Origin of the sequence: Marivita sp., assembly GCF_051859345.1 — a bacterium.
GTDB lineage: Bacteria > Pseudomonadota > Alphaproteobacteria > Rhodobacterales > Rhodobacteraceae > Marivita.
In genome coordinates this window covers 113,009-127,742 of the sequence record NZ_JBHYFV010000007.1, presented here as the reverse complement: position 1 = coordinate 127,742, position 14,734 = coordinate 113,009, and the positions used below count along the sequence as shown (strand labels likewise).

Annotated in this window: 16 protein-coding genes and 2 tRNA genes; 15 read left to right on the top strand and 3 right to left on the bottom strand. The window is 60.3% G+C overall.

Features of this window, described 5'->3' with window-relative positions; genetic code table 11:
• Positions 1 to 23 precede the first annotated feature (23 nt).
• Both ACTIEN_RS07265 and ACTIEN_RS07260 read left to right on the top strand, forming a co-directional pair.
• Positions 24 to 1,007: a response regulator gene (locus ACTIEN_RS07265; RefSeq protein WP_439522454.1), complete on the top strand. Its 984-nt coding sequence runs from the start codon at positions 24 to 26 to the stop codon at positions 1,005 to 1,007.
• 28 nt (positions 1,008 to 1,035) lie between these two features.
• Positions 1,036 to 1,380, top strand: a complete 345-nt coding sequence (locus tag ACTIEN_RS07260; RefSeq protein ID WP_439522453.1) for an Hpt domain-containing protein — start codon at positions 1,036 to 1,038, stop codon at positions 1,378 to 1,380.
• 119 nt (positions 1,381 to 1,499) lie between these two features.
• On the opposite strand, the gene ACTIEN_RS07255 is transcribed toward ACTIEN_RS07260, so the two are convergent.
• Positions 1,500 to 1,589 (bottom strand) — tRNA-Ser (locus ACTIEN_RS07255).
• A gap of 184 nt (positions 1,590 to 1,773) precedes the next feature.
• On the opposite strand from ACTIEN_RS07255, the gene ACTIEN_RS07250 reads away from it, so the two are divergent.
• The 10 genes from ACTIEN_RS07250 to ACTIEN_RS07205 all read left to right on the top strand — a co-directional run bounded on the left by ACTIEN_RS07250 (position 1,774) and on the right by ACTIEN_RS07205 (position 10,475).
• Complete coding sequence (locus tag ACTIEN_RS07250; protein ID WP_439522452.1) at positions 1,774 to 2,655, top strand: SPOR domain-containing protein; 882 nt, start codon at positions 1,774 to 1,776, stop codon at positions 2,653 to 2,655.
• A 35-nt stretch (positions 2,656 to 2,690) separates the two neighbouring features.
• Positions 2,691 to 3,863 (top strand): D-alanyl-D-alanine carboxypeptidase family protein, encoded by a 1,173-nt coding sequence (locus ACTIEN_RS07245; protein ID WP_439522451.1) that lies wholly within the window; start codon positions 2,691 to 2,693, stop codon positions 3,861 to 3,863.
• Positions 3,860 to 4,486 carry a dTMP kinase gene (gene tmk / locus ACTIEN_RS07240; protein WP_439522450.1) on the top strand — a complete coding sequence of 209 codons (627 nt, stop codon included), beginning with the start codon at positions 3,860 to 3,862 and terminating at the stop codon, positions 4,484 to 4,486. The genes ACTIEN_RS07245 and tmk overlap by 4 nt, the downstream gene beginning before the upstream one ends.
• Complete coding sequence (locus ACTIEN_RS07235) at positions 4,483 to 5,610, top strand: DNA polymerase III subunit delta' (protein WP_439522449.1); 1,128 nt, start codon at positions 4,483 to 4,485, stop codon at positions 5,608 to 5,610. The genes tmk and ACTIEN_RS07235 overlap by 4 nt, the downstream gene beginning before the upstream one ends.
• Positions 5,611 to 5,653: 43 nt before the next feature.
• Positions 5,654 to 6,457, top strand: coding sequence for a TatD family hydrolase (locus tag ACTIEN_RS07230; protein WP_439522448.1), 804 nt, complete (start codon positions 5,654 to 5,656; stop codon positions 6,455 to 6,457).
• A complete protein-coding gene (locus tag ACTIEN_RS07225) occupies positions 6,457 to 7,257 on the top strand; it encodes an MBL fold metallo-hydrolase (RefSeq protein ID WP_439522447.1) in 801 nt (266 codons plus the stop codon). The genes ACTIEN_RS07230 and ACTIEN_RS07225 overlap by 1 nt, the downstream gene beginning before the upstream one ends.
• Positions 7,258 to 7,308: 51 nt before the next feature.
• Positions 7,309 to 8,244: an AEC family transporter gene (locus tag ACTIEN_RS07220; RefSeq protein WP_439522446.1), complete on the top strand. Its 936-nt coding sequence runs from the start codon at positions 7,309 to 7,311 to the stop codon at positions 8,242 to 8,244.
• Between the two features lie 143 nt (positions 8,245 to 8,387).
• Positions 8,388 to 8,669, top strand: coding sequence for a hypothetical protein (locus tag ACTIEN_RS07215; RefSeq protein WP_439522445.1), 282 nt, complete (start codon positions 8,388 to 8,390; stop codon positions 8,667 to 8,669).
• Positions 8,670 to 8,799: 130 nt separating this feature from the next.
• The gene (locus ACTIEN_RS07210; protein WP_439522444.1) at positions 8,800 to 9,450 is read left to right on the top strand and encodes a GntR family transcriptional regulator; all 651 of its coding nucleotides are present in this window, start codon (positions 8,800 to 8,802) and stop codon (positions 9,448 to 9,450) included.
• Positions 9,447 to 10,475: an AbrB family transcriptional regulator gene (locus tag ACTIEN_RS07205; protein ID WP_439522443.1), complete on the top strand. Its 1,029-nt coding sequence runs from the start codon at positions 9,447 to 9,449 to the stop codon at positions 10,473 to 10,475. The genes ACTIEN_RS07210 and ACTIEN_RS07205 overlap by 4 nt, the downstream gene beginning before the upstream one ends.
• A gap of 25 nt (positions 10,476 to 10,500) precedes the next feature.
• Here ACTIEN_RS07205 and ACTIEN_RS07200 read toward each other — a convergent pair.
• Positions 10,501 to 10,586, bottom strand: a tRNA-Leu gene (locus ACTIEN_RS07200).
• A gap of 72 nt (positions 10,587 to 10,658) precedes the next feature.
• The gene (locus ACTIEN_RS07195; protein ID WP_439522442.1) at positions 10,659 to 11,150 is read right to left on the bottom strand and encodes a DUF2306 domain-containing protein; all 492 of its coding nucleotides are present in this window, start codon (positions 11,148 to 11,150) and stop codon (positions 10,659 to 10,661) included.
• Between the two features lie 93 nt (positions 11,151 to 11,243).
• On the opposite strand from ACTIEN_RS07195, the gene ACTIEN_RS07190 reads away from it, so the two are divergent.
• From ACTIEN_RS07190 to ACTIEN_RS07180, 3 genes are all read left to right on the top strand, one after another.
• Positions 11,244 to 12,026 carry a LytTR family DNA-binding domain-containing protein gene (locus ACTIEN_RS07190; protein ID WP_439522441.1) on the top strand — a complete coding sequence of 261 codons (783 nt, stop codon included), beginning with the start codon at positions 11,244 to 11,246 and terminating at the stop codon, positions 12,024 to 12,026.
• Between the two features lie 5 nt (positions 12,027 to 12,031).
• Entirely contained in the window at positions 12,032 to 12,730 is a 699-nt protein-coding gene (gene lipB, locus ACTIEN_RS07185; protein WP_439522440.1) for a lipoyl(octanoyl) transferase LipB, read from the top strand.
• Positions 12,731 to 12,797: 67 nt separating this feature from the next.
• Positions 12,798 to 14,723, top strand: a complete 1,926-nt coding sequence (locus ACTIEN_RS07180) for a PhoX family protein (protein ID WP_439522439.1) — start codon at positions 12,798 to 12,800, stop codon at positions 14,721 to 14,723.
• Positions 14,724 to 14,734 lie beyond the last annotated feature (11 nt).

Sequence of the window (14,734 nt, the reverse complement as noted above, 5' to 3'; positions counted from 1 at the left end):
GCAACGTTTGGGGGAACTCCAAGATGAAAATTTTGGCTGTTGATGACGACCCGATTATTCTGAGCCTTCTGAAAGAGGTTTTGGGGTGTATAGGCCTGACCAACGTCAGGTTTTGCATGTCGGCTGCGGAAGCGATCCAGACGATCGAGGACGAGGATGTCAAATTTGACTGTTTTCTCCTTGATATTCAAATGCCCGCCATGGACGGCATTGAACTGACGTCGATTATTCGCCGCATGCCTCAATATGCGCGATCACCAATTCTGATGATCACCGCGATGTCCGATCGTCAGTACATTGATCGCGCATTTGCAGCTGGCGCCAGTGACTATGTCACCAAGCCGTTTGAACTTGGTGAAGTTCACGCCAGGCTGAAATTGATCGCCGATCTGGTCAATCAGCGGAACCAAATGGAAGATCGCAATCCCGTGGCTTCAAAGGGGGACATGCGATCGCTCGTCAATCAGTCAATCCTGGACGAGCGTTTTCCATTGGTCGAAATTGATGGCTTCATCGACTATCTTGCGCTGGAAAACTACTTGCTTCAAGTGTCGCGAATGTCTTTGTTCGGGACTTATGCCTTTGGGATAGTTGTCCCAGATTGGCAACGCATGTTCCGCTCGAGTAGCGTTTACGAATACACCTCAGCGGTAAGTGATCTGGCCGAAGCGATCTCGGACAGCCTCAAACCAATGCAGTTTTTGGGATCACATGCTGGGCGAGGAGAATATGTATGCGTTCTCCTTGAGGGGGCACAATTCGACGTACAGCGCTTTGAATCCGACTTGAACAAGACAATTGCCGAGATGGATCTGCACTTCTGCGATGGACGCCCCTTGTCCCTAAGAGCAATTGTCGGTGACATGCTTTCATTGCAGACAAAGTCTCGCCGCAACATACCGATTTCATTGGTTCAGGCACTCGACCTTGCCGAGGCCGCGGCCAAATCCCCACGCCCCAAAAAGACAAAATCACTTGGACCACTCAAGCTTCTGTTCGACTTGTAGAGTGTCACAAATGACGAAAGTATGACCAATGACGACCCCAAGCCTGACAAGCGGACTTGCAAAAATCAGGATTCGATTTCTTGATGAGTTGAAACCGCGGCTAGAAGAGCTGACCATTCTACGCGCGCAGGCTGAACATGCCGATTCCGCAGAGACATCAATGACTCAAATTGGTTTTATCGCCCATAAGTTGGCTGGAACTGCAGCAACACTCGGATTTCCCGATCTTGGTCAAGCAGCGGCTGAATTAGATGACGTGGTCACCTTTGAATTAGGACACCGGAATTCGAAGAGTGATGTCCTTCACCGCGCCGATGATTTGCTCGCAGCAATGCACAGCGCACTTCAAGCGGAATCCGTTTCCAGTGCTTGATGTGCTTTTTCACACTTGGGTTCTTCGATAAGCGGAACGCAACTGGGGTGTGTATTCGGGAAAAGCGTTCACTCCACCACTTCGAAAAAAGTCCTTCGGTCAGAGTCCCATAACGATGCTGGCGGAGGCTCAGGGATTCGAACCCTGGGGACGCTCTCACGCCCAACGGTTTTCAAGACCGCCGCATTCGACCACTCTGCCAAACCTCCGGTGGCGATCACATAGCCCCAGGTTTGCGATTCTGAAAGCGGGGGATTGGGAATTTCTGCGCAACTTCACCGTCAGACTTTTCTTGGCGCGATGAAGACTGTAAGCTTTCGGCAAAACAAAAGCGGCGCGGGGCGGTTGGCCTGTAAGTGTGCACGCATTGGCATAGCAGAAAGCGAGCAGGCAATGAACATCAGGATCACCAACTCTCCGCTGTGGCGCAGCACACGAACCTACGCGATGTGTGGCGTTGCGGTGCTTGCGCTTGCCGGATGTGAGGGGGCCAACCTGCCCGGCTTCTTGCAAGGCGGATCAGGCACCGCGTCCGAGACCACACCCGTTGCGGACGGAGCCCGCGCGACACGACTTGTGGAACGCGATGTCGAAGCGCCCGAGGTGTTTCAGGTCTCCGAAGCTGGCTTGTGGGATGGACGCCCATCGCTGGGTGGAGTCTGGGCTGCACATCCGGATGTGTCTGATCCGGAGCGGGTCATCATTCGCAATGACGCCAATGGAAACTTCGTGATCGGCGCGCTGTTTCGCAAGGAACGGGAAACCCCCGGTCCACGTCTGCAGATCTCGTCTGATGCCGCGGCCGCGCTTGGCGTGCTGGCCGGCGCACCGACACAGTTGAACGTGGTCGCCTTGCGGCGCGAAGAAGTGCCGGATGATGCGACCGCAGCCCCGACGCAGGATGCGCCCGTCGCGGATGGCACACTGGCGGCACCGACCGAGGTGGCCGAGGCGACGCTGGATCCGATTGCGCAAACCGCAGCGGCTGCGTTGGACGCCACCCCGACCCCGGCCACCGCACCTCGCCCGGCGGCGTCCTCGCTGGACAAGCCCTTTATCCAGATCGGCATTTTCAGTGTCGAACAGAACGCCAACAACACGGCCACCGCGATGCGCCAGGCGGGCATGGTTCCGACGGTGCTTGAGCAATCCTCAAGCGGAAAGGCATTCTGGCGTGTGGTTGTAGGACCGGCACAGACCCGCTCAGAGCGCGATGCCCTGCTTGCCAAGATCAAGGCATCCGGCTTTACCGACGCTTACGCAGTCACGAATTGACCCCAAGCCCTCGCAGGTATGACAGGAGAGCTGCCATGATCCGCAAGTACCGTGCATTTCTCGCCGCCAGTGGTGCGGCGCTGATGTTGTCGACCAGCCAACTTGCCGCCTTTGATACAAGCGCCAGCGCGGCCTTTGTTCTGGACGAAAAGACCGGAACGGTTCTGCTGGCCAAGAATGCGGACGAAGCTTTGCCACCCGCCTCGATGTCCAAGCTGATGACGCTTTATATCGCGTTTGAGGCCGTGCGGGACGGACGTTTGCGGCTGGAAGAAGAACTGCCTGTCTCGGCACATGCCAATTCCTTTGGCGGTTCGACCCTGTTTCTCAGGCAGGGGGAACGCGTCTCGGTCGAAGACCTGATCCGGGGCATCATCGTTCTGTCGGGCAATGACGCCTGTGTGGTTCTGGCCGAAGCCCTGTCTCCGGATGGTTCCGAAGCCGGGTTTGCCAGCATGATGACCCAGCGCGCGCAGCAGATGGGTATGACCAATTCGGTGTTCAAGAACTCAAGCGGCTGGCCAGCCGACGGGCATCTCATGTCGATGCGCGACCTGACCTTTCTGGCGCAGCGCATCATCGAAGATTTCCCCGACTTCTATCCGATGTTTGCCGAAGAAGAATTCCTGTTTGACGAGACGGAATCGTCGAACAGGTTCAACCGCAACCCCCTGCTGACCCTCGGGATCGGGGCCGATGGTCTCAAGACCGGCCATACCCAGGAAGCGGGCTATGGGCTTGTCGGGTCGGCGAAACAGGGTGACCGCCGGGTGATCTTTACCATCACCGGGTTGGACACTGCGCAGGCACGGGCACAGGAATCGGAATCCATCGTCAACTGGGCGTTCCGTCAGTTTGCGGAAAGAACCGTCACCCGCGCCGGGGCCGTGGTCGCACACGCGGATGTGTGGATGGGCGCCGGCGATACGGTTGGACTGGTGGCCAGGGAAGACGTGACGCTCCTCTTGCCGAACACGCCCGGTCAGGATGTCACCGCCGAAGTTGTCTATACCGGCCCGATCGACGCACCGATTGCCGAAGGGCGGCAACTGGCCGAATTGATAATCAGCCCCGAAGGACTGCCGGAACACCGGATTCCCCTGTTCGCCGCAAGTGCCGTTCCCGCCAGCGGATTTGTGGCCCGCATGATGAGCGTGTCGCAGGTCTTGCTGGGTCGTCTGCAAGCCCCTGCCGAGGATACGATGTGAACCGATCCGGGCTGTTCGTCAGTTTTGAAGGGATCGACGGATCGGGCAAATCAACACAGGCGCGCATGTTGGCGGACCACCTTCGCGAGGCCGGACAAGACGTGGTGCTGACCCGCGAACCCGGCGGCAGCCCGGGGGCCGAGGAAATTCGCGCCCTTGTGTTGCAGGGCGATCCGGACCGCTGGTCGGCGGAAACCGAACTTCTGTTGTTCACCGCTGCCCGTCGGGATCATCTCGAACGCACAATCCTGCCTTCGCTTGATGCTGGCAAGATCGTGATCTGCGACCGCTTTGCCGACAGCACGCGCATGTATCAGGGACTGTCGCGTGGCAACTTGCGGGCCAAGGTGGACGCGCTGCACGATCTGATGATCGGGGTGGAACCTGACCTGACGCTGCTGATCGACATGGATCCGGCCACGGGGCTCAGCCGTGCCAAGGCCCGCAACACGCATGAAGAGCGGTTCGAGGATTTTGGCGCAAGTCTGCAAGAGGCGATGCGGGAGGGCTTTCTTGCTTTGGCCAAGGAATTTGCCACCCGCTTTCGTGTCATCAACGGCGCGCGCAGCACCGACTCCGTTGCAGAGGATGTCTGGGCTGCGGTAAACCCGCACCTGCCATGAGTGACGCGACACAGCCAGAACCAGACCGCATCGAGGGCGCGCCGCACCCGCGCGAGACGGTTCGGCTTTTCGGACAGGACAGCGCGCAGGCGGATTTCCTGCAGGCCTTCAGCTCGGATCGGCTGCACCACGGCTGGCTGATCACCGGGCCGCGTGGCGTTGGCAAAGCCACGCTGGCCTGGCAGATCGCGCGGTTTCTACTGGCAACGCCCCTGGCGCAGGGCGATGGCCTGTTCGGCGCGCCTGCACCGCCGACTGACCTGCATGTCGATGAGGAGCATCCGGTGTCCCGGCGCATCATGGCCGGATCGGAACCCGGCCTTTTCGCCCTGCGCCGCCCCTATGACGAAAAGGCCAAGCGCCTGAAGGCCCAGATCACCGTGGACGAGGTGCGTCGGCTCAAGAATTTCTTCGCATTGTCCGCTGCAGATGGCGGACGGCGCGTGGTGATTGTGGATGCCGCGGACGACATGAACGTGAACGCCGCCAATGCGCTTCTCAAACTCCTGGAAGAACCACCAGCCCGGACAACCCTGCTTTTGGTCAGCCACCAACCCTCGCGGCTGTTGCCGACCATCCGATCACGCTGTCGGGAATTGCGACTGGCACCGTTGGAGGCAGCAGATATGGCACAAGCCTTGGCGGCAACCGACATCGAACAGGCAGATGCCGACGCAGCCGCCCTTGCGGCGCTTTCTGGCGGATCGGTGGGCGAGGCGGTGCGCCTGATGCAACAGGACGGTCTGAAGCTTTACGCCGATCTGGTGAAACTGATGTCCACACTGCCCGACCTCAGCCGCCCACACGCCATCGCTCTGGCCGAAAGCGCTGCCGGACGGGGCAAGGAAGACCGGCTTGACCTGCTGCTTGGACTGTTTGACCGGGCACTGATCCGTTTGGCACGGACCGGTGCAACTGGACACCCGCCAATCCCGGAAGCGGCCAAGGCAGAGGCAGAGACATTCCAACGTCTGTGCCCGACACCCGGCGCTGCCCGGCAATGGGCGCAACTGGCGCAGGTTCAGGGCGAACGCCTGCGCCATGGACGTGCGGTGAACGTAGAGGCGGGATCGCTTGTGTTGTCCAGTTTTCTGGCGTTGCAGGACGGCTGCCCAAGGTCGTAACCCACGTCTTGACGCCCCTGTCTGCATCCCCGATACCACAGCCATGTCTACACCACAGATCACCGACAGCCATTGCCATCTGGACTTCCCGGATTTTGACGACGAACGCCCCGAGATCATCGCGCGTGCGCTTGATGCGGGTGTGCGTCGGATGGTCACGATCTGCACAAGGTTGCGCCTTGAGCCGCAGGTCCGCGCCATCGCCGAAGCGTTCGATCCGGTGTTCTATGCGGCTGGCACCCACCCGATGAGCGCCGCTGACGAACCGCTGGCGACGGTCGACCAACTGGTCTCGCTGGCGAAACATCCCAAGTTCGTCGGGATCGGGGAAACCGGGCTTGATTACCACTACACCGCCGAAAGCGCCGGGGTTCAGAAAGATTCGCTGCGCGTTCACATCGAAGCGGCGCAAGACACCGGCCTGCCGCTGATCATTCATGCCCGTGCGGCGGATGACGACATGGCGCGTATCCTCACCGAAGGGTTCAGGGCACAGCCCTATACCTGCGTCATGCATTGTTTTTCGTCGTCCGCAGCGCTGGCCCGCGCAGCGCTTGACCTTGGGTTCTACCTGTCGATGTCCGGCATCGCCGCATTCCCCAAAAGCCAGGAGTTGCGCGACATCTTTGCCGCCGCGCCGGTGGACCGGGTTCTGGTCGAAACCGACAGCCCGTATCTTGCGCCCCCACCACACCGGGGCAAACGCAATGAACCGGCCTATACCGCGCATACCGCGCGGGTCGGTGCAGATGTGTTCGGATTGGATTATGCGGATTTCGCCACGCAGAGCGAGGCCAATTTCGAACGCCTGTTCCACAAGGTCGCCAAGTACAAGGCTGCCGCGTAATGGGCGAAACGCGTTTTACCATACTGGGCTGCGGGTCTTCGGGTGGCGTGCCGCGGCTTGGCGGCATCTGGGGCGCGTGCGATCCCGAGAACCCCAAGAACGTGCGCCGTCGCTGTTCCCTGCTGGTCGAACGGGTGACGGATGCAGGTATCACCCGCGTGTTGATCGACACCAGCCCGGACATGCGCGCGCAATTGCTGGGCATCGGGATCGGAGAGTTGGACGCGGTTGTCTACACCCACAGCCATGCCGACCACGTCCATGGGCTCGACGATCTGCGGATGATTGTCTTCAACATGAAAAAGCGGCTCCAGGTCTGGGCCGATGGCGACACGCAGAACGATCTCTATTCCCGTTTTGGCTATGCCTTCATGCAGCCCGCAGACAGCCCGTACCCGCCAATCCTTGAAATGAACACGATCAAAGGACCGGTTCGGATTGACGGCGCAGGCGGGACGATCACCCTGACACCCTTCAAGGTCAATCATGGCAGCATCGACGCGCTTGGGTTCCGGATTGGAGACCTGGCCTATCTTCCGGATGTGGCCAGCATTTCCGAAGACGTCTGGACAGACCACCTGCAAGACCTCGATGTCTGGATCCTTGACGCGCTGCGACGCGATCCGCATCCGACCCATGCCCATCTGGCAAGATCGCTGGAATGGATGGACCGCGCGAAACCGCGACGGGGGGTTCTGACCAACATGCATGTCGATCTGGACTACGCCGCCGTGGACGACGAAACGCCTGATCACATCACCCCCGCATTTGACGGCATGGTGATCACGCAGCCACTTTGATGGTTGGTTCCGTACGATATCGCGGTCGAACCGTACGATTGCGCCGCTGACATGCAGGCTCTGATCGATGTCATCCTTCCTGTCTTTCTTGTTATCGGCTTTGGCTATGCAGCCGCGTGGCGCGGCCTGTTGGCGGAAACCTCTGTCGATGGGTTGATGATCTTCACCCAGAACATCGCCATTCCCTGTCTTTTGTTCCGGGCGATCTGGAACCTTGATCTCGGGGACAGCTTTTCGCTGCCCCTTCTGATCAGCTTCTACAGCGGGTCACTGACCTGTTTCCTGTGTGGCCTGTTCGGCGCGCGCTACCTGTTCAAGCGGGACTGGGAAGATGCGGTTGCCATCGGGTTTACATGCCTGTTCGCGAATTCGGTCCTGCTGGGCCTTGCCATCACCGAACGCGCCTATGGCGCGGATGCCCTGTCGGCCAACTATGCCATCATCGCGCTGCATTCGCCGTTCTGCTATGGACTCGGCATAACCGTGATGGAATTCGTCCGCGCCCGCGCCGCTGATCAACCCAACCGCGATGTTCCGCTGATCGTGGTCAAGGCGATGTTCCGCAATGCGCTGGTGATCGGGATTGCCATTGGCGCGGTCTTCAACCTGTTCAACGTCACCCTGCCGGGGCCGTTCACCGACGCGCTGGACATGATGGTGCGCACGGCCCTGCCCGCGGCGCTTTTTGCCGTGGGTGGGGTGCTCTATCGCTATCGACCAGAGGGTGACATGCGGATCATCCTGTTCGTCTGCGCGATCAGCCTTCTTCTGCACCCGTCGATCACCTGGACTCTTGGCACCGCCTTTTCGCTCGACGACAGCGCGTTCCGCAGCGCTGTCATCACTGCGGCAATGGCACCTGGCGTGAACTGCTATGTCTTTGCCAACATGTATGGCCGCGCCCGACGCGTGGCGGCATCGTCCGTGCTGATAGCAAGCGGGCTATCGGTCCTCACAGCATGGCTCTGGCTGGGGACGTTGCCCTAGGAACGGGCGGAGATCGCGCACCAGACCTTGGTGCATTTTGCCGATGATCCACCACACCATGTGACCCGTGCCGTGCCTGTTCGGGAACCTTAGTTGGTCTGATGCGTTATATTCCCGAACCGCTGCTGACGGAAACCGAGGATATGAAACATTTTTTTGCTGCTCTTATCGCCATCTCACTCCCCGCCAGCCTGAGCGCTGCGTCGCTATCAGAGGTGCTGGACAACTATGTGACATCGTTTGATGTGACAGAGCTGACCCAAGGTGCACGCGACGAGATCACCACGATCCATTCGCGCGATGATCTTGCCCACGGGATGAAGGTCTTGCTGGTGCATGATGTGCTGCTGAAGGCAGATGCGCTGGAACATGCAAACATGCATTCCGCAACCCCGCAACCGTTTCAACTGTCGTCTGCGGACTGAAGCCGCCGACCTTTACCCTTCGAAAACGCGCCCGCCCCGGCGCGTTTTTTTGTGCTGGGAACAGTCTCTTGGAGCTGTTTGACACTGTCTGGCGTCTTTCGTAAAACGTCTGTATCCAAACGGATACAATATGTTCTCATCAAGTCACACCCCCCATTCCAGCGGTGAAGCCGCCTATGCCAGTCTGATCGAAGCATTGCGCAGCGGAGAGTTCTCGCCCGGTGACCGCCTGCGCGAAGAGGATGTCGCAAAGCGGCTGAACCTGTCGCGCACCCCGGTGCGCGAAGCGCTGCGTCGGCTTGAGAACAACGGCATTGTCGAGCACCGTCCCCGGATCGGGGCCGCGATCCGAAAACTGTCCCACACCGAAATAGTCGAACTGTACGAGATGCGGATCGTGCTGGAACGCACCGCTGCCGACATGGCGGCACAACATGGATCAGAGGCCGAGTTCGACGCCCTGGACGACATGAACACCCGGATTTCCCTGATGGAAGAGACCCCGACGCTTGGTGCTGCGATCAATCAGGACTTTCACGAGACGCTCTATCTTGCCGCCCGCAACCGATTTCTGATCGCGGCGGCCAAGGCGATCAACAACGCGCTGATCCTGCTTGGCCCGACAACCTACACCGATCCCGACCGCATCCGGATCGTCGTCGCTGAACATGGCGACCTGATCAGCGCCCTGCGTCAGCGTGACGGATCACGGGCGGCGCAGGCTGCCGAAACGCATCTGCAAACATCGCTGCGGTATCGGCTGAAAAGGACACCAACGTGAAATCCATCCTGTCCACATTCGCGGTTGCGGGCGCAGGTGTTGCCCTGTTTCACCTGCTGCACTTGCCCCTGCCCTGGCTGCTGGGCCCGATTTCAGCCTGCCTGATCGCCGCCTTGTTGGGAATGCCGATGCAGGGGATCAAACCGCTGAACGACGCGATGCGCACCATTCTGGGTGTTGCGGTCGGCGCGACATTGACCCCGGCCGTGCTTTCCACCTTTCCGGGCATGTGGCCCACGCTGCTTCTGGTCCCGGTCATGGTGGCCTGTATCGGGTTGATCGGTGTGCCCTACTTCCAGCGCATTTGCGGTTATGACTTTCCAACCGCCTATTACGCGACCATGCCCGGTGGCCTGCAGGACATGATCGTTTTCGGCGAAGAGGCGGGCGCGAATGTGCGCGCACTCAGCCTGATCCATGCGACACGGGTGATGGTGATCGTTGCCGCCCTGCCCTTTCTGTTGATCGGGATCTGGGACGCGGATCTGTCCAACCCGCCCGGCGCACCGGCGACCAGCATTCCACTGATCGAACTGGGTTTGATGGCGCTATGCGCTATCGTCGGTTGGCGCGTGGCCGAACGCGTTGGTCTGTTCGGAGCGTCGATCCTTGGTCCGATGATCGTCACTGCCGCACTGACCCTTGCCGGTGGTCTGCATTTCCGTCCCCCGGCCGAGGCCATCTGGGCGGCACAGTTCTTTATCGGCATTGCCATCGGGACGAAATACACCGGCATCACCTTTGCCGAAGTGCGCAAGGATCTGACGGCGGGACTGGGTTTTTGTCTGATTCTGATTGTGCTGACGATGATCTTTGTCGAGGGCATTTACAGCCTTGGTGTCGCGCCAGGCCTGGAGACATTGCTGGCATTTGCCCCCGGCGGTCAGGCGGAACTCACGGTTCTGGCCTTGATCGCGGGTGCCGACATTGCCTTTGTCGTGGCGCATCACGTTCTGAGGATCGTCATCGTGATCATGGGCGCGCCGCTTGCCGCACATCTTTTCAGGAAGAGCTTCGACAAATAGGCTGGATCAGTCGTTCGGGAAAATATGGTGCGGTCGGAGAGACTCGAACTCTCACGGGTGTTACCCCACAGCGACCTCAACGCTGCGCGTCTACCATTCCGCCACGACCGCACTGTCTTGACTTGGTAGGCGGGTCATTAGCGAAACGTCCGACAAGGGGCAAGTGCAAATTTCGACAAACCGTCAGGCCCAAAGCTGTGTCCTGAATCGCGGCAGCATCACCCGCAGCACAACCAGTCCCAGAAGCGCCGAGATGACCACCCAACCCAGCTGTGATGGCTCTCCGAACAACATCCGGTTCAGCGTCCGTCCCGGCAGAAACGTGAACGAACCGGCGATGATCAGGCCGTTGGAATAGAGGCTGCGCAGGATCGCCTCGTGCCGGGCGATGTTGCGGGCGATGGCGGCGTTGATACCGGCCCAGAGCGACCAAAGCGTCAGAATTGCGAAGCCATGGAGCGGACCAATGCCGATCGGCGTAAAATGCGACGGGATCAAGAAAGAACTGATGGCCAGCACCGCCATGGCCGTCACCCAGATGTAGCCGACCACCTTATGTGTCCGGTCCCGCCTCCGCCGATAAAGGGCAACCGGCCCCAGCATCAGGGCCAGGCAGGCGGCAATCGCATGGACCTGAATCGGCAGCGGAGCAGAGAGAAAAGGTAAAAGTGTCATGGCATCCTCTTGTGGTGAAGGTGTCGATGAGGCACCAAAACGACGTCGCAGCGAATGCTGCCAGAGAGGATACGCAAATGACGGCCCAGTTTCGTGACTGACCCACGTCCGCAGCCCGCGCTTCGTGAATGGTGGCAGCATTTGCTGCATCCACTCACGTTGACGGCGCTTGCGGGGGTCAGCGCGATCTTGTGCCTGATCGGACCGTTCGGAACGATCTCGTCCCTGTCGCTTCTGCCCCGCGCCATATATTGGACAACGCTGACAGTGGCCGGTTACGTCATCGGGTATCTTGTCAGTTATGGCGTGTTGCGCGGGTCACGGTCGCCGCTGTCCCATGTGGTGCGCATCCTTGTGGCAGGTGCTCTGACAGGCATCGCGATGACCGCTTTGGTCAGCCTGTTGAACTGGGTGGTGTTCGATACCAGGCCGCTGGGCGACAGCCTGCAGACGCTGGCGGGAACGACGCTTTTGATCTCTGTAATCGTGATGGCGGTGATCGACGTCTTCTCGCGCCATCTTGGGTTGGACCCCGACACAACGGGCGCTGTGCCGACCGGCGCGCCGATCCTTGACCGCCTGCCTTTTGAAAAGCGCGGGCCGCTGGTCGCGCTGTCGGTTGAGGATCACTATGTCCGCGTCCGCACAACCAAGGGCGAAGAGATGCTGTTGATGCGGCTTGCCGACTCAATCCGCGAAGTCGAACCGACCCCCGGCGCGCAGGTGCATCGGTCCCATTGGGCCGCGTTTGACCAGGTGGCGTCCGTTACCCGCGAAGGCGACCGTGCGGTGCTGCACATGACCACGGGGGGTGACATCCCGGTCAGCCGACGTCATATCCCGACCATCAGGGAGGCGGGGCTGTTGCCCCGGTAAGACGCATGGTTGAATGGCGCATCACCGACGGGTTGACTGATTACGACGAGGCCGTGGCCCTGATGGAGGCTCGCGCGGCGGCGATTGCCGAAGGCTCTGCGGATGAGCTTGTGTGGCTGATCGAGCATCCGCCGCTTTACACGGCAGGCACAAGTGCGCGGATCGAAGACCTGAAAGACGCCGACCGCTTTCCCGTCCATCCCTCCAAGCGCGGTGGGCAATATACCTATCATGGGCCGGGGCAGCGGGTGGTCTATGCCATGCTCGATGTCGGCAAGCGCGGACGCGATGTGCGCTGTTTCGTGCAGGATCTGGAACGCTGGGTAATTGCGACCTTGGGCGAATTCGGACTGACCGGCCACATCCGCGACGGGCGCGTCGGGGTGTGGATCGAACGGCCGGACAAGAAACTTTTACCAAACGGTAAAATCGCCGAGGACAAGATTGCTGCCATCGGCATCCGCCTGCGCAAATGGGTGAGCTTTCACGGCATCTCGATCAATGTGGAACCGGACCTGAGCCATTTCGATGGCATCGTGCCCTGCGGGATCACGCAATACGGGGTGACATCGCTGGTGGATCTGGGGATGCCGGTGACGATGGACGATGTGGATGTCGCGTTGCGGCGCAGCTTTGACGGTGTTTTTGGCGATGCAGCAAAACTGACACAAACCTGTCACGGATCTGATACCCGAATCCGGTGAATTGCCTGCGACCGGAGCGGCGCATGTCGCTGCTGCCGGGTCAGGCAATCATCATCGGACATGGATCATGACACCCAAAGACATTCACGACCTTTCTGCAGACGACTGGGACGAACTGAACTTCCCGCGGCCCGAGGGCAATGACTTCGACAAAGTGGTCGAGCGCGCGATCTCGCGTCGCGGGTTCCTTGGCGGAGTTCTGGCCTTCGGGTCGGGTGCAGCCGTCATGGGCACAGCGATGCTCAAGGGCAGCACCGCGATGGCGCAGCCTGCCTCGCGCTTCCCGTTCACGCCGATCGCGGCACAGACCGACGGCACGATACATGTTCCCGAAGGCTACGCCTGGAAGACGCTGGTCCGTTGGGGCGATCCGCTCTTCTCGGATGCCAAAGGCGCGTTTGACCCCAAGGCAGGCGTATCGCTTGAACACGCAGATCGCGTGATGGGCGAAAACACTGACGGGATGGAGTTGTTCGACGTCGATGGCCGCGAAATCCTTGTCGTGAACAGCGAATACACCAACAACAAGACCAACCTGCCTCACCGCGAAGACGGGCTGCCGGGCAGCCTTGACGACGTGCGCATCCTTCAGCACCTTCAGGGTGTAACCGTGATGGAACTGGCGCAGGGTGATGACGGCTGGTCCGTCGTGGTCGACAGCCCCTACAACCGCCGCATCCACCACAACACGCCGATGACCTTCTCGGGTCCGGCGGCGGGTCACGACCTGCTCAAGACAGACGCCGATCCAACCGGCATGGCGTCGCTGGGCACGATGAACAACTGCGGATCGGGCCGGACGCCGTGGGGCACCTACCTGACCTGTGAAGAGAACTTCAACGGCTATTTCGGTGCCGCCTCCGAAGTCTCGGCAGACGAGATGGTGATGGACGGCTTTGGCCGCTACGGCGTCGTGACCAAGGTCGATCCGGGCCGCTACAACTATCACGGCTTCGATGCGCGCTTCGACATCGCGACCAACCCGAACGAACCGCACCGCGCAGGTTACATCGTGGAAATCGACCCGGCCAACCCGGACATGACCCCGATCAAACACACCGCCCTGGGCCGGTTCAAACACGAGAACGCGGCTTACGGCATCGCTGCCGACGGTCGTGTCGTGGTCTACATGGGTGACGATGAGCGCGGCGAGTTCATGTATCGCTGGGTCAGCCGTGACGTGTACGTTCCGGGCGAGGACACGTCATCGCTTTTGTCCGACGGCACCTTGTCGGTTGCCGTGTTCGAAGACGACATGAGCGGCAGCTGGGTTCCGCTGACACCTGCGACCACCGGCATGGATGCAGCACATATCGCTGTCTTCACCCGCATGGCGGCCTCCAAGGTCGGCGCGACCACGATGGACCGTCCCGAGTGGATCGCGGTACATCCGAACGCTTCTGAGGCCTATTGCTGCCTGACCAACAACTCGCGTCGCGGCGTGATGAACGACGACGGCACCGTGCGGACCAATGCCGGTGGCGATCCGATGACCGTGAACGCGGTCAACCCTCGCGAGACCAACAATTACGGTCAGATCGTGCGCTGGCGCCCCACGGGCGGTGATCACGGTGCCGACGGGTTCGCGTGGGATCTCTATGTGATGGCGGGCAACCCGACCGTTGCAGACGGCGCTCAGGCCGGGTCTGCCAACATCAACGCGGGCAACCTGTTCAACTCGCCGGATGGCATGGTCATCGATTCAACCGGGTTGATCTGGATTCAGACCGATGGCGATGACAGCAACGAAGGCGACTTTGCCGGTATGGGCAACAACCAGATGTTGGCGGGCGACCCGGTCACAGGCCGCATCGAGCGTTTCCTGACCGGTCCGAACGGCTGCGAAGTGACCGGCCTCTGCTGGTCGACGGATCGCCGCACCATGTTCATCGGCATCCAGCATCCGGGCAGCAACTGGCCGGATGGCGAAGGCGCCTTGCCGCGATCTGCGGTGATCACCGTCACACGCGACGATGGTGGCCTTGTCGGCTAACGCCAGACGGA

Coding starts and splice junctions, on each gene's coding strand:
- ACTIEN_RS07265 (WP_439522454.1), top strand. CDS start 24: ATGAAAATTTTGGCTGTTGATGACGACCCGATTATTCTGAGCCTTCTG.
- ACTIEN_RS07260 (WP_439522453.1), top strand. CDS start 1,036: ATGACGACCCCAAGCCTGACAAGCGGACTTGCAAAAATCAGGATTCGA.
- ACTIEN_RS07250 (WP_439522452.1), top strand. CDS start 1,774: ATGAACATCAGGATCACCAACTCTCCGCTGTGGCGCAGCACACGAACC.
- ACTIEN_RS07245 (WP_439522451.1), top strand. CDS start 2,691: ATGATCCGCAAGTACCGTGCATTTCTCGCCGCCAGTGGTGCGGCGCTG.
- ACTIEN_RS07235 (WP_439522449.1), top strand. CDS start 4,483: ATGAGTGACGCGACACAGCCAGAACCAGACCGCATCGAGGGCGCGCCG.
- ACTIEN_RS07230 (WP_439522448.1), top strand. CDS start 5,654: ATGTCTACACCACAGATCACCGACAGCCATTGCCATCTGGACTTCCCG.
- ACTIEN_RS07225 (WP_439522447.1), top strand. CDS start 6,457: ATGGGCGAAACGCGTTTTACCATACTGGGCTGCGGGTCTTCGGGTGGC.
- ACTIEN_RS07220 (WP_439522446.1), top strand. CDS start 7,309: ATGCAGGCTCTGATCGATGTCATCCTTCCTGTCTTTCTTGTTATCGGC.
- ACTIEN_RS07215 (WP_439522445.1), top strand. CDS start 8,388: ATGAAACATTTTTTTGCTGCTCTTATCGCCATCTCACTCCCCGCCAGC.
- ACTIEN_RS07210 (WP_439522444.1), top strand. CDS start 8,800: ATGTTCTCATCAAGTCACACCCCCCATTCCAGCGGTGAAGCCGCCTAT.
- ACTIEN_RS07195 (WP_439522442.1), bottom strand. CDS start 11,150: ATGACACTTTTACCTTTTCTCTCTGCTCCGCTGCCGATTCAGGTCCAT.
- lipB (WP_439522440.1), top strand. CDS start 12,032: ATGGTTGAATGGCGCATCACCGACGGGTTGACTGATTACGACGAGGCC.
- ACTIEN_RS07180 (WP_439522439.1), top strand. CDS start 12,798: ATGACACCCAAAGACATTCACGACCTTTCTGCAGACGACTGGGACGAA.